The organism is Pseudarthrobacter sp. NPDC058196 (assembly GCF_042882685.1).
Lineage (GTDB): Bacteria > Actinomycetota > Actinomycetes > Actinomycetales > Micrococcaceae > Arthrobacter.
In genome coordinates, this window is record NZ_JBHVVN010000001.1 from 427,800 (window position 1) to 452,372 (window position 24,573).

Consider the following 24,573-nt stretch of genomic DNA (forward strand, 5'->3'; position numbering starts at 1 on the left):
ATCAACGTTTTCAGCCGATGTACCACGAGTACCGCCAAATTCCGACCGTTTACATGTGCGCGTGAAGGACGCCTCCGGCCGGTCGTCAAGCCAGTAAGAGCTCTTATCCCCCTGCGCATATATCTACTCTTTATTTAGTGGTACAAGTGGTACGGGGGGTATAAAAAGCCCGTCACACCGGGGCAAACGCCTGTACCACGTGCAAATCTCCACGTGGTACACCCCTCTCTAAGAACCCCCAAAATCCCAGGCTGACCAGGGGAAACAGGTGTACCACGTCAAGTGGTACACCTGCCGGTACCCCTTGGGGGTATACCTGCTTTCTGCTGCAGGAGGCCTCCAGTCCTGGAGGCCCCCGGCCGGCTGGTCGGAAGAATTCCCCGGCCCCCGACCAGGAGGTCGGGCGGCTCACGCCGCCCGCGGGGGAGTGCTCGAGCACGAGAAGCCAGTGGCTCCGTGGGGCATACGCCCCCGGAGCCACTGTTTCTCATTCCAGACCGCACGCTCTCGTCGTGTCGCTGTGGCCTCCGGGTCCCGCGCGCGACCCCTCCGAGCCCCTCCCGGGCGCAGCCCGGGACCTCTATCGGTTCACGAGTCAAATATCTATCGACTCGTTGCGAAAGACCATTCGGATGACATAGAGTCGTGAGCACGTTCCTATTCGATTACGAGACCAATCGGCTTCCCACTTACTGCCGGCAGGTGCTTGACGCGATCGAGAAAGACAGCAGCATGACGACTCCTGATGACCCCACGCCCGTCTTCGACGAGGACTTCGACACCCCGTCGACCAACCCGGTCGCCGACGCCTTCACCGAGGTCATGGCGTACTTCGCTGACGGCGGCGACATCGCCCCGCAGAACGAGATCGTCACCCGCGCGACCGAGGTCTACCTCCGGCTCGTCGACCCCTCGGACCCGCCGGCACCGCGCCTGCTTGAAAAGCAGCTGCTCGCGATCGTCAACGGTGTCTGCAAGGCCGAAAACAGCAAGACCAAAGTGGCAGCCGAGAAGCTCCCCCTGGCCCGGCACCTGACCTACTGGCAGGTGGCGCAGATCCTGCTGAGCCTCCACCACGTGATCCGCATCGCCCCCAACGCCAAGGACACCGACCGTGAGTACGACCTGCTGGCGATGTACCAGGCCACGGGCCCGGGCCGCGGCACGTACACCACCAGCGAGGACGACATCCGCACCACGGCCCGCCGGTACAACACGCAGCTGACGCTCAAAGAGTTCGCCGAGGTCCTGGCAGTGCTCCGTGAGGACAGCCCGCGCCGGCACCAGTGCAGCCACAGAGACCTCATCGCCGTGAACAACGGGGTGTTCCACTACGGCCGCCAGGCCCGGGACATCCACGAGGGCAGCAAGGACTTCCACCTGGAGCCCAAGTCGCTCGTACCCTTCGACCCGGCACTGGTGTTCTTGGCCAAGTGCCACATCGACTACGTCGAGGACCCGGACAACCCGGTGATCATCCACCCTGTCGACGGCTCGGTCTGGGACATCGAATCCTGGGTCCGCGAGCTCTCCGACGAGGAGGCCATCCCCGAGCTGCTCTGGGAGATCATCGGCGCGATCATCCGGCCGCACGTCAGCTGGGGCAAGACCGCCTGGTTCTACTCCGAGCAGGGCAACAACGGTAAGGGCACGCTGTGCTCGCTCATGCGCAACCTGTGCGGGCCACGCTCGCACACCTCGATCCCGCTGAGCGACTTCGGCAAGGACTTCGCGCTTGAGCCACTGGTGCGCGCCAACGCGATCATCGTCGACGAGAACGACGTGGGCACCTTCATCGACAAGGCGGCCAACCTGAAGGCGATCGTCACCAATGACGTCATCCAGATCAATCGCAAGTACCGGATGCCGATCGCCTACCAGTTCTTCGGCTTCATGGTCCAGTGCCTCAACGAGTTCCCGCGCGTGAAGGACAAGTCCGAGAGCTTCTACCGCAGGCAGTTGTTCGTGCCGTTCAACAAGAGCTTCACCGGGATGGAGCGCAAGTACATCAAGGACGACTACCTCCAGCGCCGCGAGGTCCTGGAGTATGCCCTCTGGTACGTGCTCAACCGCGCCGGCGCAGCCGATCCCGGCAACTACTACCAGCTCTCCGAGCCGGTGGCGACCAAGGACGTCCTGGCCGAGTACAAGGAAGCCAACGACCCGGTCCGCGCCTTCTGGGAGGAGTTCCGTGAGCGGCTGGTGTGGGACCTGGTGCCCTTCACCTTCGTCTACGACCTCTACAAGGCCTGGTTCGCAGATGTCTCGCCCTCGGGCTCGCCGGTGAGCAACAAACAGTTCATCACCGACCTGGTGGCGATCGTACGGCCTGACCCGCTGTGGCACTGCCCGGACAAGAACAAGAAGATCCGTCCAGGCCAAATGATGAGCACCCCGGAGACGGTGATCGCCGAGTACGAGCTGAAGAAGTGGATGAACCCCCACTACAGCGGCTCGGACCCGAAAAAGAAGTCGCAGCCGGCCCTGCAGGCCAACTACCGCGGCTTGCTCCGGCACACCGGCCCCGCCGCCCAGGCGGACGCCGACGACGAGGACACCCCAGGAGAGGACTGATCCGACCATGCACACAATCGCAAGGGCCATTACCGAGCTCGCCCGGGCGGTGGCCGATCTCGCCCAGCAGCAGGGCAGGACATGCACTGCGCTGAACGACGTCGCGCGCGAGCAGCGGATCACCAACCTGATCGTCCGCTCGCAGATCAGCGCCGACCCGGAGGAGAAGCGGCGGCTCGTGGCTGAGGCCTCGAGCCGGATGGACGCCCCGCGCCGCCGCTCTCCACACAACCGCATCAAGTAACAACAGGAACGGAACTCAAGCCATGGCCAAGCAGCACCCGAACGAACCGGACTGGAAAGACGGATGTGCAGGGGACGGCGTCCCGCCCGGTAAGGAATGCGCCGACTGCATTGTCCAGCGCAAAGACTTCGGCTACTCCCTGGTGGGCGGTCGATGGGCCCGTGGTGCCCGGCCTGTTACCCCGCCCGTCACCAGGAGGAAGCGCCGGCTGAAGCCGTCGATGACAGCTCCCGGCACTTCAACCCGGTAACTGCATACCCCGGCCGTGACGGCCGGTGACGACCGAAAGGCCAGACCCCATGACCATCCAGCGCACCCCCGTCACAGCTGAGACAGCGCTCTTCACGTTCTACGACATCGAGTCGCTGTCGAACGTCTTCACGCTGTGCGCCTACACCCCGCGACCGGGCCGTGCCGTCCATGACCTGGAGATCTTCTTCCTGGCCGACGACCCGTCGCTGGTCGCCTCCGTTGACCCCCAGGCCCTCTATGACACCGTGATCCGCTCCAACCCGGGCCTGCCCGCGGTCAGCGTCCAGTTGTGGAACCTCGGCGGCGAACGGGGCAGCCTTCGGCTCGCCGAGCTGATGGGCCTGTCGAACGCCGACCAGGTTTGCAACCGCTCCGACCCCGGCGGGTACCCCACGGCCCTGCGTCCGGTCTGCGACACCGACCCGGAGCACGACCCGGCAGTGCACCCGTTCCTTGCCGGCTACAACTCGATGAACTACGACACGACCATGGTCGCGCTGTACCTCAATGAGGCGTTCCCGGCCCCCGGCAGCACACAGCCGTTTCAGCCGACCACGGCCCGCACCCTGCGCGACCACAACGACCAGCTCTTCTCCGACAAACACATCGAGTACATGCCCGGCTACCTCGGCTGGGATGGACCGTCTGCGAAGATCCGCCGTGCCATGCTGCACTCCGGCAGGCACCTGGACGTGGCACGGCTGAACGAGCTGCAGTCCAAGGTCAGCCTCAAGCGCCTGCTCGGGATGCTCGGACGCCAGATCAAGGAGTCCGAGAAGCTCAGCCACGACACGAGCGTCGAGTCGGTCAAGGACCTCTACGAGCTGCTGGCCTACAACGTCTCGGACTGCCTGGGCCTGGCCCAGCTGTTCCGGCACCCGGCGTACGCGGGCAACTTCGACCTCAAAGCCGGTCTGCTCGCCCAGTTCGCTGAGACGGTGTTCACCAAGAACGGTGCGGTACGCAAGGACCGGCTCGCCGTTGACTCCTCATCTGCGAAGTTCGTGGGCCGGATCCTCGCGCCCTACGCCTCCCTGGATGACATCGAGGCGGTGTCCTTCGTGTATCCGCACCCGGAGGTCGCCAGGGAGCGCGGGATCGAGCCGGTCAACGTGCTCGACGAGTGCGTGCGCTTCTTCGAAGAAAACGTCGCGCCCAACCCGGCCACCCACCCACACGTGACCGATGCCCAGCGCGAGGCTCACCGGCAGTTCATGCAGGTCGTGGCGTACTACCGCTCGATCGAGGGGAAGAACTTCAACGACTCCGAGGAGTACCGGGACAAGTTCAGCCTTCCGGCCAAGTCGCTGCGTGATGTCCCCAAGACCCCGAACAACGTGCCGTACTTCCGGGCTGACGCCTCACCGTCGTCCTGCTTCGCCACGTTCTCCACCGGAGGCATCCACGGAGCCGAGGCTGACCTGTCGGTGTTCGACGCCGAGAAGGTCGAGTACAGGGACCAGGCGGCGATGCTCGGCCGGGCGCTGCAAGTCTTCCCCGACGCCAGGGACTTCGTGGCCGAGGCCAAGCGCCAGCACGCCATGCTCCGCCTGCCCGACGGCACCTTCGTCGACAAGCGTCTGGTCCTGCTGGGCTCGGACCCGGAGAAGGTCAAGTACCGCAAGCCGAAGAAGGACGACCATGACCAGGCCGCGGAGCTCGTCCGTGCCCAGGCACTGGTGCCGGACCCGGCGGACCTGCTGGCTGCCCAGCGGCCCGAGGCGGAGGCGCTGAACGTCGCCCTGGCCGACGGCAGCGTCCTGGAGGGGAAGGTCGTGCTGGCCAACAGCACTGCCACCAATGCCGCGTACCGCGACGAGCCGGCCAGGAAGAAGCCGGAGCTGTTCATCGCCAAAGAGGACGGCTCCGACAAGCTGCATCCGAAGTTCGCACGCACCTCGGCCGGGCTGGTGATCCATGAAGACTTCACCAGCTACTACCCGAACCTGCTGCGCAACATGCGGGCGTTCTGGAACCCCGAGCTGGGTGAGGACCGCTACGCAAAGATCTTCTTCGACAAGGAGCGCTACGGCCAGGAGATCAAGACGCTGAAAAAGCAGCTGGCACAGCTTCCGGGCGACAGCCCTGAAGCTGCACGGCTGAAGGCCCAGATCGCGGGGGTCGGCGTGCTGCGCAACGGTACCAAGCTGATCCTGAACTCGGCCTCGGGCGCAGGAGACGCCGGCCACCGCACGCCGATCCGGATGAACAACCGCATCATCTCGATGCGCATCCTCGGCCAGCTGTTCAGCTGGCGGATCGGACAGGCTCAGACCCTGGCCGGTGCGCGGATCATCTCGACCAACACCGACGGCCTCTACTCGGTCGTCGGGGGCGAGAACGGCTTCGACGAAGCGACCAACAACCGCGTGCTCGCCGAGCAGCAGGCTGCGATCGGCGTCGACATCGAGCCTGAGTTGATGTTCCTCATCAGCAAGGACTCGAACAACCGCCTCGAGCTGGAGGCCCCGGAGCCGGGGCGGTCCGTGGCTGACAGCCCGATCATCGCCGCCGGTGGCGGCACCCTGGCATGCCACGCAGGCCCGACTCCGACGAAGTCGCTGGCACACCCGGCTGTCATCGACTTTGCCCTGGCCCGCTACCTGCAGACGGTGGCAAGCCGTGGAGAGTCGGCGATCGCGGAGCCCTTCGACCTGATGCTGGGCCGGAAGGTGATTGAAGAAGCGGTCCTGGAGGATGACCCGATCCGGTCGCTCCTGCTGTTCCAGAACGTTATCGCCGCCTCCCGCGGCTCGATCACCTACCCCTTCTCGGCTGCGCCCATCGACCCCGCCGTGGGCGTGAAGTACAGCGAGCAGGGCCATGTGGCCAATGTCCGCGACCTGCAGGTGCTGCAGATGGTCAACCGGGTGTTCATTGTCCGTGAAGGTACCGAGAACGCCCGGAGCCTGCTTAACGCCGGTGCCTGGAAGGTCACCGCGGCCAGCCAGGCCAAGCGCTGCGAGGAAGGCAGCGGCCGGGCCAAGCGCGACCCCGTCGCGCTGGAGGTCCTGCGCCACCACGGCTGGGCGCGCTCCCGGGCCGAGGCCGGCATGTCCGACGGGCTCGCGGTGCTCCCGGATGATCAGGACGTCGTCGTCCGGCGCATCAACGCCATCGACCCGACCTGGTCGATGGTCGTTGTGAACGACGACCTGCACCAGCTGCCGGCCGACCGGATCGAGCGGCTCATCGCCTCGCTGGACCTGGACATCTACGTCCGGATGCTCGAGGAGACGTTCACCAAGAACTGGATGAACGCGGCCGCCTGAGCCGATCCGCCTCAGCCCGGACAAGGGAGCCGTGAATGCCGCGGCCCCCTTGTTCAACTTTCGGCACCACTCCGAGTGGCGCCTCATAGAGCATTTACTCCGAGTCATAATTGAGTACGAAAGGCAATTACGACTCGTTACGACACGACCACGAGAGGCCATCATGTCCCAGTCAACGCTCCCCGTCCGCTCCAGTGACCCAGAGACCTCCTACGCTGCCCTCGGCGCATCCCGTATCCGTCCCATCGTGCTCGACATCGTCCGCGAGAAGGGCCCGCTCACCCACGACGAGCTCATCGCCGCCTATGACGACCGCGTCGTCACCAGCCTCGGTGAAGTGCCGCGCGCCTCGGACTCCGGCGTCCGCACCCGGCTCAAGGAGCTGGCCCACCAGGGCTTGGTGACCGCCGCCGACGCCGATGGCTTCCCCACCTACGGCAACGCGGCCAAGCGCTGGATCGCGGTCGACCCGGATGACCCGAGCTTCGTCTACGACCCCGACGCCATCGCCGCGTACATCGACGACGAGGACATCGTCGGCTTCGGTCACTTCCTTGACGGCGACGCCTCCGATGCCTCCGGGACCGACGAGGACTGAGACCCCATGCCGAGGAAGAAGAACCAGCGGGAGAAGGCCGTCGAGCAGTACCTGCTCACGCAGTGCCGCCGGCACGGCCTGTTCTGCCTCAAGTTCGTGTCCCCGGCCCGCGGCGGAGTCCCCGACCGAGTCGTCCTCACTCCCACCGGCACGGTCTTCGTCGAGGTCAAGCGGCCCGGCGGAGACCTCGAGAAGCGCCAGCGCGTCATGCACGCCAAGATGCGCCGCTTCGGTGCCGAGATCCACGTCGTGGACGACGAACAGGCCGTCGACGCCTTCATCACCCATGTGCTCGGTTACGGCAGGACCGAGACCCAGCAGAAAGCAGCATCATGACCGCAACAGCCACGGCCGCAGACCTGCAGACGGCCGACCGCGACTACAAGACCAAAGACTCCGGATCACGCCGGGTCACCGCCTCCGGCATGCAGCGCGAGGTGAAGCCGGGCCAGCCCCGCTTCGACCTGCTAGTGCCGCTGCAGGTTCCCTACCAGGACCACTTGCTCACCAGGACCGCCGCCCTCGTGGAGCGCGGAGCGCGCAAGTACGACTCGCGGGACTGGGAGCAGGCCAGCACCGCCGCCGAGATGGAGGAGTTCCGCGCCAGCGCGTTCCGCCACTTCATGCAGTGGATGTGCGGTGAGGACGACGAGGACCATGCGGCTGCCGTTGTGTTCAATGTCCTGGCCGCGGAGAGTACCAGGACGCTGATCGGCCGCGGCGACGCCGGGACCCCGGAGGCCGCCCGATGAGCGGCCGCGTCACGAAAGGCAACGGCCAGGCCACCTCGGCATTCCGCCGGCTCACCCGGGCGGACCTCGTCACCTTCGACCGCGAGGCCACCGACCTCGTGCTCGAAGCGATGCAGGCCGGCTGCGTTGGACGTGTCTCGTCCCGGGGCCACGCCATCCTGCGCAACAACGCCGGCGGATCAGTCGCGGTGCCGCGCAACATGACCTCGCCCAACCGCACAGCACAGAACGCCCGTGCCGACGTAAAGCGGCTGCTCACCGGGCACAGGTCCGGAGACACAGCATCCACTGCAGACCGCACGCCACGGGGGAGAGCGCAGATGACTGTGGCAGCGGCCTTCGTCCAACATCCATCCGCCTTCTCCCGCTGGTTCGACGCCCAGCCCCAGGGCCTGCCTGCGGACCAGCTCATCGAGGTCTCTTTCGAAGAGGCCTGCGAGCCGGTCTTCCAGGCCGTGCCCTTCGACGTACCCGCACAGCTCATTGCACGGGAGCCGGACAAGCCGGAGCCCGCGACTGTCCGGCGCACCCACCGCCGGGGACATCTGATGATCGCGCCCGAGCCCGGGCAGGAAGTGGAGGACGACATGACCGCGCAGGCACGCGAAGAAGCCCCGTTCCAGGCCCATGCGCCGGACCCGGCACCGGAGGAAGCCTCACCGGAGGCGGTCCTCGAACGCGTGCGCTCTGCGCTGGGCGAAGACCCGCGTGTCGCCGCCCTGAAGCTCAGAATCTCCACGCTGGAGGCCGAGTTGGCCGACCAGACCCGCCGGGCCGATGACGCTGAGGTCCGCCTGGGCCTCATCCGTGAGGCCTTCCATGCCTGATTCCGAGCACCCACAACCTACGAAAAGAGGCCGCGCGCCATGACCACGACCATCGCACCACCGCAGCCGTCGCACGCGCCCATCGTGCTCAAGCCCTACCAACAGCAGATCCACGACTTCCTCGTCAGCCGCCCCTTCGCCGGGGCCTGGCTCGGAGTGGGGGCCGGGAAGACGCTCTCGACCCTCAGTGTCCTACAGACGGTCCGGCCGATGGGCCACATCCTTGTGGTCGCACCGATCGCGATCGCGCGCTCGACCTGGCTCGACGAGATCGACAAGTGGGGTTTCCCCATCCGCACCAAGTCACTCATCGTCAACGAGAACGACCGGAAGCTGCCCAAGGAAAAGCGACTCGAACGCTTCCAGGAGGTCTTCTCTGACCCGCCGACCATGTACTTCGTCAACCAGGAACTGCTGACCCAGCCCTCCCAGGGCGCACGCCTGCTCCAGATGACTGATGACCCCGCCGGCGATGCTATTGCCGCGGGGATCTCACCCGAGGCCGCGCAGCTGCGCGGGCTCATCCAGACGGTCGGGCCGATGGCCCAGGAAGAGCTCATGGGGCACTTCCTGCAGCTGGCTGCTGCCGCGCAGCCTGGAGCCAAGGCTCCCACCAAGACCGCGGTCAAGGCGGCGATCGGTGAGCTCGTTACCCGCGGCGCGCTGGAGCGTGAGATCCACGACTGCCGCAGCTGCGGCGGTGACGGCTGTGCCCAGTGCCGCTACGGCCTTGTCGACCAGATGCCGGTCCAGTCCATCAACGGGCAGGACACCCTCATCTGGCCGTTCCAGACGGTGATCATCGACGAGTCGCAGGGCTTCAAGTCCCACAGCAGCGCCCGGTTCAAGGCACTGAAAGCCGTCCGCCCGGCGATCACGCGGCTCATCGAGCTGACCGGCACGCCGAGCCCGAACGGCCTGCAGGACCTGTGGAGCCAGATCTACCTGCTCGACCAGGGCGAGGCCCTGGGCAGGACCATCACGGAGTTCCGCAACCGGTGGTTCGTCCCGAAAATGGTGCCCGGCACCACCACGCCGGCGAAGTGGATCCCGACCCCAAACGCCGAGGCCGAAATCCATGAGGCCATCCGGCACCTGGTGATGAGTGCGCAGAACACCAACCTCAACCTGCCGGGCCTGACGATCCAGGACGCCAGCGTCACCCTCCCGCCGGACCTCATGCAGGCCTACAAGGAGTTCAGGCGCGACCTTGTGCTCGACGTCGTAAAGACCTACCAGGACAAGGACGGCACTCTCACCCAGAGCGTGGAGTCGATCGTCGCCGAGAACCAGGCGGTGCTCACCAGCAAGCTGATGCAGTTCGCCTCTGGGACGCTCTACACGGCCGACCCCGAGGACCCGGCAACGAAGGGCCAGTACGAGGTCATTCACGACAAGAAGCTGGAGATGGCCGAGTACCTGGTGCGCAACAGCGGCGGCGACCCCGTCCTGGTCGCGTACCACTTCCGCTCAGACCTCGAGCAGCTGATGGCGCGCTTCAAGAAGGCGGGCATCGACGCGCAGGTCTTCGACGGCTCGCGGGAGATGGTCCGCCGGTGGAATGCCAAGCGGATCCAGGTGATGCTGCTGCACCCCGCGGCGGCCGGCCACGGCCTGAACCTGCAGGACGGCGGCTCGACGATGATCTGGTACACGCTGCCGTTCTCGCTCGAGCACTACCTGCAGACCAACGGCCGTCTTTACCGCACGGGGCAGACCAAGCCCGTGGTGATCCACCGGATCATCACCAAGGGCACCCAGGACGAGCGGATGCCCGGGGTCCTGGCGGAGAAGCAGCAGATCCAGGACAACCTCATCTCGGCCGTGTCCGGCGAGGAGGCGATCCTCGTCGCCCTCGAGGAAGAAATCCAGGACGACCTGAACGACCTGTGGGTCTCCGAACGGGTCTGACGGCCCATCCCGTCGCCGCGGAGCGCCAGCCACAAGCCGGCGCTCCGCGGCGCACCACCCCAACCCCAGTGTCACCAGGCCCGAGGAGGACTGATCCATGAATGACCCAAAGCGCCAGGCCTGGCCCGACGGCACGCGCGTGTGTTTCACCGCCGAGGCCAGAGAAGCCATGCAGGCACAGCCCGGAACGAAGCCGCTTCGTGCGCCTGCCCTCGGGCCGAACACGTTCTACACAATCGACAACACCGACGACTCGCTCCACGACGTCCTCCTGCGCGAGACCGGGGAACGCTACGGGACCTACTGGCTCCAGAGCGCAGAGCGTGAACCCGTCGACCCCGCCAGCGCTCTGCTCGAGGAGCTCTTCGACCGCGAGCTGCCGGCCAGCTTCGACCCCGCCCGGGGGACAAAGAGCATCGTTCGCGATGACCGAGCAGGGAAGACCGGAGCCCGGACCGCCACAGCCGCGGTGCCGCGCGGCAACTGGATGCAGACCTACACAGGTCGCCAGTTCTACCCGCTGGACCCACGGCCCGAGGACGTGGACATCACCGACATCGCGCATGCGCTGTCCATGCAGTGCCGCTACAACGGCCACGTCCGCCGCTTCATGTCCGTCGCCGAGCACTGTGTGCTCCTCTCGCACCTCGTCGCCCCGGAGCACGCGCTCTGGGCGCTGTTGCATGACGCGACGGAGGCGTACGTGGGGGACATGGTCCGTCCGCTGAAACTGCACATGCCCGAGTACCGGGCTGTCGAGAACGGCGTCATGGTCGCCATTGCCGCCAGGTTCAGCATCGACCCCACCATGCCCGCCGAGGTGAAGCAGGCCGACTCGCGGATGCTGCTCGACGAGCGCTCGGCGCTGCTGGGTGAACCGGCAGGGGACTGGGAGATCGAAGGGGAGCCCTTCGGCGTCGACATCCAGGCCTGGGGCCCGGATGTCGCCGAGCTCGAGTACCTCCTGCGCTTCGCCGAGCTGACTGGAGACCCTTCGGGGCTGCCCGTCGGACTGTGCGGGGACCGGGAGGACCACCTGCCCCACGCCCACCGCAGCACCTCGCTCGGCCTGCTCTGGTGCTCGGCGGACCATGAGTCCCGGCTGCCATGGGCTGCCGAACGCCAGCAGAACGCCGAAGGGCAGAAGACATGACATCAAGTGACGGGGTCGGCAGGGCCGACCCGGGTGCCGTGGCAGTGATGTCGGGGGTCGGGCTTCGGCCCGTTCCCCCCTCACCGCCACGACACCACAACCCGAAGGAGGCAGTCCCGTGGCTGAGCTGCCCGTCTACAATCTCCCGCCCGCGGGCTGGCACGACTTCGGTACCCATGTCGACCAGCCTGGCGTCCGCCTTGCGTTCTCAACCGGGACAGGCGAGGACGCCATGCCGCTCTGGGAGCGGCCCATCGACATCCACCGCAACGACCAGGAGGTCCCGCAATGAAGGCGTACAGCACGCAAGCCGGTCGCACCTATGACTCCTGGGAGGATCTGGTGGCCGAGGAGGCTACTGGTTACGGCGTCGTGGTGATGATGCAGGCCGAGAGCCTGAAATCCGGCAAGACGCAGACCTACTCGCGTCTGATCGGGCCGTTCGCCGATCAGAAGAAGGCCCGGAACAAAGCCGCCGCCGTGCGCCGGGCCTGGAAGCACACCAAGGACCGTGACCCACGGATTCAGTTGCTGAGCGTCGCCGTCGAGCCGATCTGGCCCGACCTGCGCTTCGGCACCAGAGACTGAGCGCCCGCCGGTCAGCTGCCCCGGACACACAAGGAGAGCGGGGGGCTGACGCTCCTGGACCATCAACGACACGACCGACGAGGACACCCGCCATGACCATGACGACCACTGCCCACCCTGCAACAACACGGCCTCAAGACCCCTTCGACCCCGTCATGCGCAGTGGCCTGCGCGATGACACGGTCTGGGCTGAGGTCACCACCACCGCGGACGGCATCGCAAAGGCCGAGCACTGGCTCAAGAGCACGGCAATAAGCATCAGCCAGCAGCTCGCGTTCCGCCAGGACGAAGCCGAGATCCAGCGGCTGTCCCGTGAGGCGCAGAACGAACCGCTGGTCGAATTCCTCCAGTGGTGCAAGAGTGCGCTTTACCTCAAGAGCCTCTGCGAGAAGCGCCTCATCGACATCAAGCACCTGCGCGCCGCGGAGGCGGAGCGCGCTGAAGCGACCAAAGCCCTGCTTACCCGCCTTGCCCAGGCCGTCCTCTCCCACGAGAACGGAAAGATCGGCGATGGGGATCTGCACAGGGCCCTCGATGGGATCTCGCTGCCCGGCACGGACGCGCCGACCCTGCGGGAGTACCTCCAGTCCCGCGACGGTTCAAAGGACTGACCCAGACCACACGACCGCAGCCTTGCCGCGGCCGGGTCCCTGTGGGACGGCCGCGCGACAGAACTCCAGATCCGGGGCCAACGGCCCGGCGGAAAGAACCGCATGACGCCCCAAACCACCACGACCATCGCAGAAGAAGTCGTCTCCGAGATCGAGCAGACCCTGATCGACTCGCGGGCGGACCGGGCCCTGCACGAAGACAGCGACGTGCACGGGCGCTCCGAGCCGTCGGAGCTAAGCGCCCACGAGCGCGCCGTGATGCTCGACATCACCCTGGCGCTGCTCATCAGGCACCGACTGCCCATAGACGCCGACCGTGCCGACAAAGCGGTGACCAACGCGCAGACCTCCGATGCCCGTACGTGGGCGGTCGGCTGCGCCCGGCACATCGCCCTTGTGGCCGAGGAGAACCGATGACGCGCATCTACAGCGCTACGCGCTACGACACCCCTGAAATCGCTGCGCTGCGCGAGGAGATCAATGAAGACGGCCGCGCCCACGACAGGCCCTGACCTGACGCCAGATCAGCGCCGCTGACCGAGCAGCAAAACCAGAGAGGAGGCCCGGGATGGGCCGACGCAGGTACCCGAAGAAATCGCGCGAGTCCGCCTCGGGCTTCCGCGGAACCCCGAATCCCGAGCTGGCTCACTGGATGCACCAGCTGCGCAGCTCCTCCTCCGCCCAGCGGCACACGCCCAAGCCCCGCAAGGGTACCCGCCGCGAGCGGGAGCGCCAGGCGATCCGCGACCAGCAGCGATACCGGGGAGACCAGCCGTGACCGACACCACAACGTCCCCCGAGCAGGGGAGAGAAGGGAACAACATCCCATGACCCCCACCACGATTGCCGACCTGCCCCGGACCGCGCACACCGCGCCGAAGATCACCATCTACGGCCCGGCGGAGTGCCCCAACTGTGACAAGGCCAAAAGCCTGTTCGACCGGCAGCAGCCGGCGATGAAGTACACCAAGGTCGACATCGAGCAGGGCGATGCGAATCACCGCCACGTGACCGAGGACCTCGGCTACGCCCAGGCACCCGTAATCGTCGTCGAGCTGCCCTCCGGACGTACTGTCCACTGGGGCGGGCACCGCCCGGACATGCTCACCGCCCTCGTCAGGCTGTGCACCAAGGGCATCGTCCCCGAGGACCGGAAGGTGGCCTCCTGATGGCCGCGGCGCAGCCGCGCCTCGCCCTCAGCATCACTGCCGGGCAGGCCGACATCCTGCTCGACGCGCTCTGCACCAGATCCGTCGAGACGGACAACTACCTGCTGTCCTACCCCAAGAACGAGCCCGGCAAGACCGACACCTGCTGCGACGCACATCTGGCCCGGTTCGAGCAGCGCGCGCTTCAGCGCATGGCGCTGCTCGAACGGAAAGCCGAAGTCCAGCAGATCATCGATCTCATCGAGGCCATCCGGCCGGCGTTCAAGGCCTTCGGGCCTGCCCCACAGAGCACCGCCGCTGTCGACCTGTTCGGCGTCACACTCGTCTACCGGGACGGCGCAGGGAGGACCCACGAACAGCCACTGACCGACATCACATCCGCCGGGACACTCATCGACCCCGACAGTGGCAGCGACCTCGAGCTCGTCGCCGCGTTGGTCGCAGCAGACCCCGCCCGGACCGAAACCCAGGGAGCAACCCCATGAACCTGCACATCGACAGCCTTGCCGACCTCGTCCACGGAGCGGTTTCCGGCGCTGATGCCACCCGGGAAGACTTCGAGCGTGCGCTCGACCAGGTCTTTCCCCGCGATCAGCTTGACCCGCTTGAGGGTACCGGCAGCGAGGAGTACCTCGTCGGATGGGCAATCGACCAGGACGCCGCCTCGCCCGCCGAGGCCGCCAGAAAGGTCTGGCGGGAGGTCTTCCAGCGCGGTCCATGGCAGCCCGGCGCACATGACGGGTGCATCTTCACTGTCTCCCGTGACGGCCGGCGCGTCGAGATTGACCTCAGTGACGAACGCTTTGCCCACCTTTTCAGCGACTGACAGGAGCGGCGGGCAGCGCAGCCGCCCCAGAGCCCGGGGCGGAAAGCCTGGCGTAAAGAGCCCCGGAGGATCCGTTTCCGGGGCTCTTTACCCGCAGATCCCGGAAACGGATCCGACACACGCACGACGACACTTCCAGGAGGAGCCATGGTGCACCCACCGCACAACACCCGACTCCCGGCCGCACCCTCATGAGCGGCGAGGACCCCGATGAGCAGTGGCGCAGGGACGCCCTGTGCACAGGCAACGACCCCGACACCTTCTTCCCTGAGAAAGGCGGCAATACCGCCGACGCCAAGAAGGTATGCGGCCAGTGCCAGGTGCGCGCGGAATGCCTGGACTACGCGCTGAACGCTGACGAACGCTTCGGTGTCTGGGGCGGACTCAGCACCGCCGAGCGCGACCGCCTCATCAAGAACTCACCGTCCACTCACCGCAGCGCCGCGCAGGCGCAAAGGCAGAAGCGTGACGCGCTCATTCTCGCCATGGCCGGCCGGGGGACCCACCCCCGGGCCATCGCAGACACAGCCGAAGTCACTGACCGCACCGTCTACCGCGTGCTCGCCCGGCGCAGAGAGCGGCAGGACGCTGTCTCGGCCTGAGTACGGCACCAAAGAACGAAAGGACCGCCACCATGAGCCCCACCCAGCCCCTGGCCGCCCGCATGAGGCCGACCTCCCTCAACCAGGTCGTGGGCCAGGAGCACCTGCTCTTCCCCGGGTCGCCGCTCGAACTGCTCGCCGACGGCAAAGGCGCGACCTCTGTCCTGCTCTGGGGCCCTCCCGGCGTCGGCAAGACCACCATCGCTTCGGTGATCGCCCGGCAGACCAGCCGTTGCTTCGTCGAGCTCTCAGCGACCAGCGCGGGCGTGGCCGATGTCCGCAGGGCCCTTGCCACGGCCCGGAAGGCGCTCGACGACGACGGCACCCAGACGCTGGTGTTCATCGACGAGATCCACCGCTTCTCCAAGGCCCAGCAGGACGTCCTCCTGCCCGCAGTCGAGGCCGGCGTCATCTCCCTCATCGGCGCGACCACTGAGAACCCGAGCTTCTCGGTCAATTCGGCGCTGGTCTCGCGCTCAATCCTGCTGGTGCTGCGTCCCGTGGAGGACCGCGGGGTGGTGGACCTGCTCTCGCGGGCGCTGCAGGAGGATCCGGTCCTCTCTGCCACCGGCATCGGCTTCGCCGACTCCGCGCTGCAGGTCATCGCCGAGCTGTCCGGCGGCGACGTCCGCCAGGCGCTGAACCGGCTGAAGACCGCCGTCGCCACTGCCCAGGGGGCTGGCAGGAGCGTCATCGACCGCGAGGTGCTGGAGCAGGTCACCGGCTCGGCACTGCAGCGCTACGACCGTGACGGGGACCAGCACTACGACGTCGTCAGCGCCTTCATCAAGAGCATGCGGGGCAGCGACCCGGATGCTGCGCTGCACTGGCTGGCCCGGATGATCGAGGCAGGGGAGGACCCCCGGTTCATCGCCCGGCGCTTGGTGGTGCACGCCTCCGAGGACGTCGGCATGGCTGATCCATCGGTGCTGGGCATTGCGGTGGCGGCCGCGCAGGCTGTGCAGCTGATCGGCATGCCCGAGGCGCGGATCAACCTCGCCCAGGCCACTGTCGCGATCGCCACAGCCCCCAAGTCGCCCGCCATCCTCCGCGGCATCGATCAGGCGCTGGATGACGTCCGGCGCGGCCGGACCGGGAGCGTGCCGGTGCACCTGCGCGATGCGCACTACCCGGGCGCGAAGGGGCTCGGGCACGGGCAGGGCTATCGCTACCCGCACGACCACGAGCACGGCGTCGTAGCCCAGCAGTACCTGCACGACGGGACCTTCGGCACCCAGTACTACCGGCCGACGACCAACGGCTTCGAGCAAACGGTCGCCAGACGGCTGGCAGCGATCGAGCAGATTACCGAGGTGTGCTGACCATGACCACCGACAAGCCCCAGACTGTGGACGACCGGCTCTCGGCAGAGCTCGGTATTGACGTCACCGCCGTCGAACAGCAGGCAATGTTCCACCTTGACCTCCTACGCATGCAGCACGGAGAGACTGCCGAACTCGGTTATGTGCTCATGAACCGCGAACATCATCCGAATGCCGCCATCGTCTTCCCTACACCGGAAGAAGCCCGTCGCGCCCTGAACGGCCACCCACTGATTGAGAACCTCTGCGAAGAGGACCGCATCGACGCCCGGGTGCCGGACCAGCTGACGCTCTCCGACCTCGCCTCCCGCGAGGTCATCCTGCCCTGATTACACCTCACCGAGAAGGAGTGGAACTATGACCAACACCGGCATCTTTACCCAGTCCGCCGACTCCGTCCTGCAGGATGTTGACGAGTTCTACTTCGGCGGCGCACTGCCTTGGTACCACGGCAGCAAGCTGACCGAGGATGGCTCGCGCGTGCTCGTCACCCTGGACGACCCCGAAGCCGACGACGAATCCCAGACCAAGGACTACGAGCTGTCCGCCTCTCAGATCAAGGAGGCCTTCCGCAAGGCCAAGGGGAAGGGGTACAACCTCTGTTGCACCGCCGACATAGAGTCGGAACAACTGGGATTTGGTTGCGTCCAGGACCTTGACATCATCCTTCAGACCGCTTGCTATGGCGAGTTGGTCTTCGGCTGACGCCGCTCCCGCTCGACTTCACCAGTGGAACTACTTCCACTAGGATGCAATCTCAGAGCTACCTCTTGGACACGGACTGCAGCATAGCCGTCCTTGCTCCTTCGTGAAACCACCCTGCTCACCCTTACTGCGCCGACCTCGACCGATAGGCTCCGATCACATGAACGACCAGGAAGTGCGCCGCGGCGCAGGTATCTATAGCAAGCCCGTGCTGGGCTTCTACGACCTGCTCGTCGTAAAGTTCTCCAATTCGCTTGCCTGGCGATGCCCAAGCCAGCTCATGCTGGACCAGTACAACCGTTGCATCAGCACCCGCCATCTCGATGTCGGTCCCGGCACTGGTTGGTACCTCACCCATGCCGACCTCCCCGAGTCTGCTGAGATCACACTCATGGACCTCAACGAAAACAGCGTGAAGCACGCAGCGTCCAGACTCGCGCACACCCACGTAAGCACCAGAGGTGTGACCGCGAACGTCCTCGAACCGATCCCCGAAGCGCTCGGGCATTTCGATTCCATCGCGGCGAACTACGTCTTCCACTGCGTTCCCGGCTCCTGGACGGACAAGGGCGTAGCTTTCAAACACCTGGGGGAGCGGCTCGCTGCTGACGGTGTCCTGTTCGGCAGCACCATCCTGGGCAGCGGCGTGAGCCACAACCTGATCGGCCGCGGCTTCATGGCCCTGTACAACCGCCTTGGCATCTTCAACAACCGCGAAGACGACGCCGCAGGACTTGAGGCTGCACTGCGCCGAAGCTTCGACCAAGTGAAGGTCGACGTCATCGGTACCGTGGCGGTGTTCAGCGCTCGAAATCCATTGCGATAAGGCGGGGCAGGTGGACTCGGCTAAAAGTCGAGCCTGATGACTGCATCCCGCCCTTCAGCCCCTGACCTGACTCCGGTGGCGGTGATGCGCACATTCTGCACGGAACCGTCGACCCGGCGAAGCGCCAGGCCCATCGATTGAGAACGAGCGGTATCCCTCGCCGCAGCCGCGATGAACCTGTGCAATTCACCTGAAGCGTCAATCGCAAATTCACCAAGGCCGCCGACATACCCAAAGTCTTCCCGACGCCACGATGGCGACGTCATCAGAACATCCAGCGTTGCAGAGTCGACGACGGCCATCGGTTCCTTGGCCAGGGCCATCACTCCGCGAAGCACGTCGTCGACGCGCCCCGCATTAGCGTCTTGCTCGAAGGCCATATCGTGAAAGGTCTCGGGGGCCTCGTAACTGAAGCCCTGCAGATAGATCTTGTCGTGACCGGGCTCGATCGGCGGAATCACGCCAACCAGGCGCATGTGCCGACGGTCCTGTGAAGCCGTGCCGTAACCTGTGACGATGTTGTAGGTCAGGCACCGGACCTTGCCCGTTACGCCCATGAGCCCGTCCTGGATGCCGTCACGGATGAGGCTGTTCACGCGCATCCGGTCGGACTGGTCGATGAGTTCGCTCGCCCATTCCCCGGCTTCCCAATGCCCACTGCGCTGCTGAGCGACGCTTGTGTCGACGTTATAGATACGAAAGAGGTTTCGGTCCCAGTACGTGCGCCGGCGCAGTGTTGGTTGCCCGTCGGTGTCACGCTCGATCTCCCATTCCCATCCACCGACCAACGGTGGGTCCGGAAGCGGATCGGACGCTTTGGCCACGCCGGCGAGGACACCGATCACCGTGGAGGTGCGCGGAGAGAAGACGGGCCGCACCTCAACTGCCCACTGCTCGTCCGAATGGGGGACTGTCTCGGAAATTACATTGCCACTGCGCATCACCTGGGCGATGCGATTCTCATCAAGAAGAAGACGCCTGGGAATTGCACGCGTGGGCTTCCGGGCGGAGACCGGACCGCAGGGCTTGTCGTCCACCAGAACCAGCTGTTTGCCGTCGCTTCCGCAGAAAAGGCCCCAGGAACCTACATCCAGCTGGACCTGCATGATCAAATACCGCCTGAGACCTGAACAGTGGCCCCCGACATAGAGGTATTCTCCGCGGTGTGAATGATCGCCGAAGCGACCTCATCTGCAGTCCCGAACCGACCCAGCGGGATTCCTTCCAGCATTGCCATCCGTGCCTCCTCAGCAACATCAGCCATCATGTCCGTATCAGTTGCCCCGGGAGCAACAACGTTCACCCGGATGCTCCGAGCCGCGTACTCCCTGGCCATCGATCGTGCAAACGCTTCCAGTGCCCCCTTCGACGCAGTGTAATTGCACTGGCCGACAACGCCGTACTTCACGGACATGGATGAAACCAGTACGATCGATCCCCCGCGCTGCCGCAGCATCGGCCCCAGGGCCGCCTTGCAGGCCAGCATCGGCACGATCGCGTTGACCTGCATAACCTCGCTCAGAACCTCCTCGCTCATCCGCATGAGCAGCTTGTCGCGAGTGATCCCTGCTGCAACGACGAGCACATCCAGACCACCCAAATCGGCGGCAGCCGCCTTGACGCCAGCCGCGATCGATTTACCGTCACGGACGTCCATTTCGAAGGGGAGCACCCCCTCGGGCACGGTCCCCCCCTGTACGATGCGTACCCGCCGTCCGGTAGCCGGCGGAGAGCAGGCCTCGGGCCGTGGCGGCCCCGATCCCGCGGGTTGCGCCGATCACTAGGGCAGTTCTACCCATGTCGTTCATTTTTTTCTGACCCTCCCGGGTTGTAAAGTTGTGACACGGAACTTTACTGGACTTGTACCCCTTCGTTGGCAAACGACAGGCGGTGTCCGCTCTTCTCGCTATTTAGAGGAACGCTGATGACTGCCTTCATTCCATTCGCTGCGACCGCCGATACGCCTCCAAACGACCAGCCACGTCACCCCCTGTTCGCCCGACTGATGCGCAGGAGCGCTGCTAAGGTCGGTGCCACCAGCTGCACCGCAAAGCCTGCTCAGCTCGACCTCTTCGACTGGCCGGACGAGTTGAGCCTCGAAGCACTCGGGAAAGCCATTGCCTCAGCTTGCGGCCTCGAGATCGTGATCCGGCCCATCCCGAATGAGATGCGCCATCATGAGGTCAGCGGCCTAACAACTGTGATCGGACGAGTGGCCCACGTCTTCTACGACCCCGAGCTCCCGCCCCTCAACATTGAGCAGACCATTCTCCACGAGTTCGCCCATATCCTGCACGGCGACGTCCGGGCCCACACCGACTGCACCCATCTGCGCAGCATGTTCGACAATCCGGTGGAGAAGCGCGCCGAGACCACCGGCATGCGGCTGATGGCTGCTCTGCACCGGAAACGGCGGGCATCGGAAGAACGCAGCGAGGTCCTCGCCTTCCTGTCCGGATCGAACGAGGACGGCGAGTTCTGATGAGTGAGATCATCATTGTCGGTATCACCATGGGCCTGATCATCATCGTCTCCGCCCTGTATCAAGGACGCCGACGCCGGGTTAACCTTCTGAGGGTCACCTGTATCACCCTCTTCGTGGCCACGGTCTGCCGTGGCGTGGAGCCGCCCTGGGACGGACCTGCCGTCGACCTCCTCAAGCGCCTTGCCATCCTGGCTGCACAGGTATCGGTGGCGCTGCTCATCCTCACGTTCCGCGCGAATCCGCTATCGCGACGTGCAACCCGCTTCATGTACCTCTTCGCCGGGATCATCGCCCTGGGCGAGGCCGTCCTGGTGTGGTTCATCCCGGTCCATGCCGACGGCACCATCTACGACCGAGTCGACATCGATGCCGCCGTTGCTCAAGGCCAGGCCTGGGCTCTTATCTCCTACAACTTCCTGTACCTCACCGCATTCGCCGCGGCCACTGTCGTAGTTGCCGTCGGCTGTTGGCGGACCATGACGCAGAAGAACCAACCCTTCTCCGCCCGTCTTCCGGTCGGATTCGTATTTACCGGAGCCATTGGATCTGCCTTATTCATCGGCTCATCACTCCTGGACCTCTTTGGCAGTCCGGTCGCCGGTGGAACTGAAGTGAGGACACAGCTCCTCGTCACCGTCGTGAGCTTCTTCTTCATGGGGCTCGCAACAGGAGTCATCCGCCGCATCAGCATAGAAACGCAGTTGAGGCTCGCGCTCCGCCTCGCGCACGAGGTTGTCGTACCTCTGTGGCGAACGACCACCACACTTCACCCCGACGTAAAGCTTCCGCCCGAAGACCGGCAGGAGTTTGATCAGCTGATGACGCTATCAAGGCTCACCATCGAGACCCACGACGCGCTCAGACTCATCCGCGAGGACCACGACCCCGCACTGGAATCCCTACACAGGCAGCACCCCGAGGATCCGCACCTTTCGGCGGGGCTGGTGCGCCACCTCAGCGGTGAGAATGCCGTGCCCAGCCTCGGGTGGTTCACACTCGCCCTGAGCCGGCTTCGCACGCTGAAGCTGAAAGACGACGAAACCCTGGCCGCCTCTGTGCAGAGCCTCTACGAGATCCGTGTAGCGATGAGTGCCATGAATGGTATGGAAGGGCGATGACCGAGAACGGGACGAAACTCCGCATCCCCGCGACCGGCGATCCTGCGACCAGGGCCGCCCGGGTCCTTAGTGACCTATTCGCGCCTGCGGTCTCCGTCTTCCTTATGTGCGTCCTGTGCGGCGCTGCAGGAACTTCCTGGACTGCGCCGGGCCTGCTCTGGGGCCTGGTGACAGGGATCTTCTGCGCAGTCATCCCGATGTCGGTCATCCATCTCGCGGTACGCCGCAAGCGGCTCACCGACCGGCACGTCACGCGACGCGATCAGCGCTGGTGGGTCTTCCTGGTCTGCGTGGGGTCCGTGCTTTGCGGCATGACGGCGGCAGCCCTGCTGGGCGCACCCCACACACTGCTGTGGATCCTGCCGACGATGGTCGCCGGGCTCGTCCTTGCCGGGGGAGTGACGCTCCTGGGGCCCAAAGTCTCCATGCATGCATTCTGCTTCACGTCCCTCGTCATCCTCGCGGCGCTGCTGCTCTCGCCCTGGTGGCTGCTGGCCCTTCCGGTTTTGCTGCCCCTGGTTGCCTTCGCCCGGCTGAAGCTGAAGCACCACACCCGCTTGGAGCTCGCACTCGGGTCCGGCCTGGCAGCCGTCGTGATGCTCGGGGCCAGCGCCTTCATGCCCGCGGCCGGCTAGAACTGCCTGCGGCTCCGGCGCAACCCAAAATCTGCAGATGCCACGGCACTGGAAGATCTTCCACTAGTATGGAGGCGTCGTCGCGTGCACCGTTCGCCGGGATGACTCCATGTCTGACATCACGAGGAGGCTCCGTGACCATCGCCCAGCGCCTAGAGCGCCTGTTCGCGGAAACGGCGGGACCGCATGGTCGCCCCGTCACTTTGCAGGAAATCGTCCAAAGGATGGAGCAGCGCGGCATCTCCTCGATGTCGCTTAGCTACTTGCAGCAGCTGCGCAAGGGAGAAGCCCACAACCCCCGGCTGCAGCACCTCAGAGCCCTGGCTGATGCCTTCGACGTCCCCCTGTCCTACTTCCTGGAAGAGGACGAGCCCGGCAGCACCACCGAACAGGAGCTGACCCCGCAGGAGCGCACCCTTGCCCTGCGCGTGCACGGGCTCAGTGACGGCGCACTGGCCAGCATCCGGGCCATCGTGGAGCTGGCCCGCAAGAGCGAGCAACTCGACGACCCACCCAAAGGCCCCGGCCCTACTCAAAACTGATCCTGCCGCGGGGCGTCACCGCCCTGCCGTTACCGCGTCCACGTGCCGGACTTGGTATGTGAGTGGAAACTTTTACACTCCTGTGGCAGGATGGGAACCACAGCCCGGCGTTTCCGTATACCGTGATGTCCCGCCGTACTGAAGTGATCACGCCCGTGAAGGAGCATCAGATGGTCAATATGGAACCCCCCTCCGACGAGTTTCGCGGATTCGATGAGGCCCGGTCGATCATGTGGTGCTACGAGGCCCGCTCACGCACCCATGCCCGTCTGAGCCAGACGGACTTCCTCGTCAACGACACCGTCGCCGCCGTGCACGTCGAGAACACCTCCCGCGCAGACCGCGTCTTCCTCACCGCCTTCGACCGCTCCGGCGGCCTGCTGTTCGGTGACACGCTCTACATTGACGACCCAACGCAGCGACTAGACGTCACCCCCGAATTCGACCACGACTTCACCGGCATGGCCGTCGCCGCCGGATCCGACCTTGAAGAGGCCATAACGCGCGAAAACGGCTGGGTGGTGAACATGGACGCCCTCCGCGATTATGACCCGCTGGAGGACCGCCGGACCACCCAGCGTGCTGTGCTCCTGGCGCACCTCGGGGACATGATGGCCAGCGGCCAGGCCCGCGGCTTCCTGTTCGGCAAGCATGACGCTTCCGAGGATTCCGGAGAGGCCGGTACCGACGCCGCCTGAGCGCGGCACAGCCCTTCTTCCGGCGCTTGAACGACCCCGCCCGGCTTCGGCCGAGGCGGGGTCTTTTGCGTCCCTGGGGAATCGGTGGAAAAACCGTGGACCGGCTCACGCCGGTCCCGGGGGTCGTTCCGTGGTGGTCGCAGCCGCGCGGTGCGCGGCGCGGCCACCGCCACCGAATCGTCTGTCCTTCGAGATCCTCGACCCACAGGAGTAGCCCATGACCGTCCCTCTCCGTGCAGCACAGCTGCCCGTCAAGTACGAGCGGGCCGAAGGCTCCGCCCGGAACGGCCGGGCCATCTACGAGGTCGCCGGCTCGGGCCTGTACCAGGTGACTGCCGCCAAAGGCGAGTTCGCCGTCACAACCCTGACGCAGTCCGGGTGGACCGGGCTGATCACGCTCGACGAGCACGACGGGGTCTCGAACAGCCTGGAGGCCATGCAGGTCTGGCTGGACATCCAGACCCCGACACCCCCGGACGGCAGCAGCGCCGCGGGGGAGAAGGGTGGTGCCGATGACTGACCTGACCGGGACGATGGAGGACCTCGCCGAGAAGGCGGCCGCCGCTGTCGTCACAGCCCGCGGCCTCGCCCACGAGGCCGGGGAATCTGCCGTCACAGCCCTTGGCTGGGCCCAGGGCACGACCATCAGCTACGAGGACGCGTTCCGGGCCTTCGCCCGGACCCTGATCGAGGAGCTCGGGGTGCCGGACCTCCTCGAAGCCAAGATCGAGCTGCTCGGGGAGTACAAGCTCGACTACCCCCAGGACTACGAACCGGACGACGTCGCCCGCATGCAGGCGGAACTGATACGGCTGCGGTCGCTGCAGCAGATGCTCGCAGGACCCTCCGGCTGACCGTTCCCC

Annotated in this window: 31 protein-coding genes; 29 read left to right on the forward strand and 2 right to left on the reverse strand. The window is 65.6% G+C overall.

Translation table 11 applies throughout. The features are described 5' to 3' along the window. Nucleotides 1-732 precede the first annotated feature (732 nt). The 22 genes from ACFVVC_RS02020 (at nucleotide 733) to ACFVVC_RS02125 (ending at nucleotide 18,232) form a co-directional block, all read left to right on the forward strand. Nucleotides 733-2,574, forward strand: a complete 1,842-nt coding sequence (locus ACFVVC_RS02020) for a phage/plasmid primase, P4 family (RefSeq protein WP_387448449.1) — start codon at nucleotides 733-735, stop codon at nucleotides 2,572-2,574. A 7-nt stretch (nucleotides 2,575-2,581) separates the two neighbouring features. Continuing rightward, nucleotides 2,582-2,818: a hypothetical protein gene (locus ACFVVC_RS02025; protein WP_387448452.1), complete on the forward strand. Its 237-nt coding sequence runs from the start codon at nucleotides 2,582-2,584 to the stop codon at nucleotides 2,816-2,818. Nucleotides 2,819-3,117: 299 nt separating this feature from the next. After that, nucleotides 3,118-6,342 (forward strand): hypothetical protein, encoded by a 3,225-nt coding sequence (locus ACFVVC_RS02030; RefSeq protein ID WP_387448455.1) that lies wholly within the window; start codon nucleotides 3,118-3,120, stop codon nucleotides 6,340-6,342. A 163-nt stretch (nucleotides 6,343-6,505) separates the two neighbouring features. Next, complete coding sequence (locus ACFVVC_RS02035) at nucleotides 6,506-6,940, forward strand: hypothetical protein (protein WP_387448458.1); 435 nt, start codon at nucleotides 6,506-6,508, stop codon at nucleotides 6,938-6,940. A 6-nt stretch (nucleotides 6,941-6,946) separates the two neighbouring features. Further along, nucleotides 6,947-7,276 (forward strand): VRR-NUC domain-containing protein, encoded by a 330-nt coding sequence (locus ACFVVC_RS02040; protein ID WP_387448461.1) that lies wholly within the window; start codon nucleotides 6,947-6,949, stop codon nucleotides 7,274-7,276. Beyond that, nucleotides 7,273-7,692: a dATP/dGTP diphosphohydrolase domain-containing protein gene (locus ACFVVC_RS02045; protein ID WP_387448464.1), complete on the forward strand. Its 420-nt coding sequence runs from the start codon at nucleotides 7,273-7,275 to the stop codon at nucleotides 7,690-7,692. The genes ACFVVC_RS02040 and ACFVVC_RS02045 overlap by 4 nt, the downstream gene beginning before the upstream one ends. Next, nucleotides 7,689-8,519 carry a hypothetical protein gene (locus ACFVVC_RS02050; protein WP_387448467.1) on the forward strand — a complete coding sequence of 277 codons (831 nt, stop codon included), beginning with the start codon at nucleotides 7,689-7,691 and terminating at the stop codon, nucleotides 8,517-8,519. Before ACFVVC_RS02045 ends, ACFVVC_RS02050 begins: the two co-directional genes overlap by 4 nt. A gap of 39 nt (nucleotides 8,520-8,558) precedes the next feature. Further along, nucleotides 8,559-10,430, forward strand: coding sequence for an SNF2-related protein (locus tag ACFVVC_RS02055; protein ID WP_387448470.1), 1,872 nt, complete (start codon nucleotides 8,559-8,561; stop codon nucleotides 10,428-10,430). Nucleotides 10,431-10,527: 97 nt separating this feature from the next. Continuing rightward, nucleotides 10,528-11,583, forward strand: a complete 1,056-nt coding sequence (locus ACFVVC_RS02060; protein ID WP_387448473.1) for a hypothetical protein — start codon at nucleotides 10,528-10,530, stop codon at nucleotides 11,581-11,583. A 118-nt stretch (nucleotides 11,584-11,701) separates the two neighbouring features. Then, complete coding sequence (locus ACFVVC_RS02065; RefSeq protein WP_387448476.1) at nucleotides 11,702-11,875, forward strand: hypothetical protein; 174 nt, start codon at nucleotides 11,702-11,704, stop codon at nucleotides 11,873-11,875. Beyond that, complete coding sequence (locus tag ACFVVC_RS02070; protein ID WP_387448479.1) at nucleotides 11,872-12,171, forward strand: hypothetical protein; 300 nt, start codon at nucleotides 11,872-11,874, stop codon at nucleotides 12,169-12,171. The genes ACFVVC_RS02065 and ACFVVC_RS02070 overlap by 4 nt, the downstream gene beginning before the upstream one ends. 92 nt (nucleotides 12,172-12,263) lie before the next feature. After that, entirely contained in the window at nucleotides 12,264-12,782 is a 519-nt protein-coding gene (locus ACFVVC_RS02075) for a hypothetical protein (protein ID WP_387448482.1), read from the forward strand. A gap of 102 nt (nucleotides 12,783-12,884) precedes the next feature. Next, a complete protein-coding gene (locus ACFVVC_RS02080; protein ID WP_387448485.1) occupies nucleotides 12,885-13,199 on the forward strand; it encodes a hypothetical protein in 315 nt (104 codons plus the stop codon). A 151-nt stretch (nucleotides 13,200-13,350) separates the two neighbouring features. Next, on the forward strand, nucleotides 13,351-13,560 hold the full coding sequence (locus ACFVVC_RS02085) for a hypothetical protein (protein ID WP_387448488.1): 210 nt from the start codon (nucleotides 13,351-13,353) through the stop codon (nucleotides 13,558-13,560). Nucleotides 13,561-13,609: 49 nt separating this feature from the next. Continuing rightward, a complete protein-coding gene (locus ACFVVC_RS02090) occupies nucleotides 13,610-13,951 on the forward strand; it encodes a glutaredoxin family protein (protein ID WP_387448491.1) in 342 nt (113 codons plus the stop codon). Continuing rightward, nucleotides 13,951-14,436, forward strand: a complete 486-nt coding sequence (locus ACFVVC_RS02095; protein ID WP_387448494.1) for a hypothetical protein — start codon at nucleotides 13,951-13,953, stop codon at nucleotides 14,434-14,436. Before ACFVVC_RS02090 ends, ACFVVC_RS02095 begins: the two co-directional genes overlap by 1 nt. Next, nucleotides 14,433-14,777 (forward strand): hypothetical protein, encoded by a 345-nt coding sequence (locus ACFVVC_RS02100; protein WP_387448497.1) that lies wholly within the window; start codon nucleotides 14,433-14,435, stop codon nucleotides 14,775-14,777. Before ACFVVC_RS02095 ends, ACFVVC_RS02100 begins: the two co-directional genes overlap by 4 nt. Before the next feature lie 191 nt (nucleotides 14,778-14,968). After that, the gene (locus tag ACFVVC_RS02105) at nucleotides 14,969-15,379 is read left to right on the forward strand and encodes a WhiB family transcriptional regulator (RefSeq protein ID WP_387448500.1); all 411 of its coding nucleotides are present in this window, start codon (nucleotides 14,969-14,971) and stop codon (nucleotides 15,377-15,379) included. A 32-nt stretch (nucleotides 15,380-15,411) separates the two neighbouring features. Continuing rightward, nucleotides 15,412-16,701 carry a replication-associated recombination protein A gene (locus ACFVVC_RS02110; RefSeq protein WP_387448503.1) on the forward strand — a complete coding sequence of 430 codons (1,290 nt, stop codon included), beginning with the start codon at nucleotides 15,412-15,414 and terminating at the stop codon, nucleotides 16,699-16,701. Nucleotides 16,702-16,703: 2 nt separating this feature from the next. After that, nucleotides 16,704-17,030, forward strand: a complete 327-nt coding sequence (locus ACFVVC_RS02115; RefSeq protein ID WP_387448506.1) for a hypothetical protein — start codon at nucleotides 16,704-16,706, stop codon at nucleotides 17,028-17,030. A gap of 28 nt (nucleotides 17,031-17,058) precedes the next feature. Further along, nucleotides 17,059-17,406, forward strand: coding sequence for a hypothetical protein (locus tag ACFVVC_RS02120; protein ID WP_387448509.1), 348 nt, complete (start codon nucleotides 17,059-17,061; stop codon nucleotides 17,404-17,406). 160 nt (nucleotides 17,407-17,566) lie between these two features. Further along, entirely contained in the window at nucleotides 17,567-18,232 is a 666-nt protein-coding gene (locus tag ACFVVC_RS02125; protein ID WP_387448512.1) for a class I SAM-dependent methyltransferase, read from the forward strand. A 20-nt stretch (nucleotides 18,233-18,252) separates the two neighbouring features. Here ACFVVC_RS02125 and ACFVVC_RS02130 read toward each other — a convergent pair whose 3' ends face one another. Together ACFVVC_RS02130 and ACFVVC_RS02135 are read right to left on the reverse strand one after the other, a co-directional pair. Then, nucleotides 18,253-19,338 (reverse strand): hypothetical protein, encoded by a 1,086-nt coding sequence (locus ACFVVC_RS02130; protein WP_387448515.1) that lies wholly within the window; start codon nucleotides 19,336-19,338, stop codon nucleotides 18,253-18,255. Nucleotides 19,339-19,340: 2 nt separating this feature from the next. Continuing rightward, nucleotides 19,341-19,916, reverse strand: coding sequence for an SDR family oxidoreductase (locus ACFVVC_RS02135; RefSeq protein WP_387448517.1), 576 nt, complete (start codon nucleotides 19,914-19,916; stop codon nucleotides 19,341-19,343). Nucleotides 19,917-20,156: 240 nt separating this feature from the next. Between ACFVVC_RS02135 and ACFVVC_RS02140 the strand changes: the two genes are divergently transcribed. The 7 genes from ACFVVC_RS02140 (at nucleotide 20,157) to ACFVVC_RS02170 (ending at nucleotide 24,564) form a co-directional block, all read left to right on the forward strand. After that, nucleotides 20,157-20,714 (forward strand): hypothetical protein, encoded by a 558-nt coding sequence (locus ACFVVC_RS02140; RefSeq protein ID WP_387448520.1) that lies wholly within the window; start codon nucleotides 20,157-20,159, stop codon nucleotides 20,712-20,714. After that, complete coding sequence (locus ACFVVC_RS02145) at nucleotides 20,714-21,835, forward strand: hypothetical protein (RefSeq protein ID WP_387448523.1); 1,122 nt, start codon at nucleotides 20,714-20,716, stop codon at nucleotides 21,833-21,835. The genes ACFVVC_RS02140 and ACFVVC_RS02145 overlap by 1 nt, the downstream gene beginning before the upstream one ends. Beyond that, nucleotides 21,832-22,470 carry a hypothetical protein gene (locus ACFVVC_RS02150; RefSeq protein WP_387448526.1) on the forward strand — a complete coding sequence of 213 codons (639 nt, stop codon included), beginning with the start codon at nucleotides 21,832-21,834 and terminating at the stop codon, nucleotides 22,468-22,470. The genes ACFVVC_RS02145 and ACFVVC_RS02150 overlap by 4 nt, the downstream gene beginning before the upstream one ends. 134 nt (nucleotides 22,471-22,604) lie before the next feature. Further along, nucleotides 22,605-23,012, forward strand: a complete 408-nt coding sequence (locus ACFVVC_RS02155) for a helix-turn-helix domain-containing protein (RefSeq protein ID WP_387448529.1) — start codon at nucleotides 22,605-22,607, stop codon at nucleotides 23,010-23,012. A gap of 170 nt (nucleotides 23,013-23,182) precedes the next feature. Further along, nucleotides 23,183-23,710, forward strand: a complete 528-nt coding sequence (locus ACFVVC_RS02160; protein WP_387448532.1) for a hypothetical protein — start codon at nucleotides 23,183-23,185, stop codon at nucleotides 23,708-23,710. 217 nt (nucleotides 23,711-23,927) lie between these two features. Continuing rightward, nucleotides 23,928-24,230 carry a hypothetical protein gene (locus ACFVVC_RS02165; RefSeq protein WP_387448535.1) on the forward strand — a complete coding sequence of 101 codons (303 nt, stop codon included), beginning with the start codon at nucleotides 23,928-23,930 and terminating at the stop codon, nucleotides 24,228-24,230. Then, entirely contained in the window at nucleotides 24,223-24,564 is a 342-nt protein-coding gene (locus ACFVVC_RS02170) for a hypothetical protein (protein ID WP_387448538.1), read from the forward strand. Before ACFVVC_RS02165 ends, ACFVVC_RS02170 begins: the two co-directional genes overlap by 8 nt. Nucleotides 24,565-24,573: the final 9 nt, after the last annotated feature.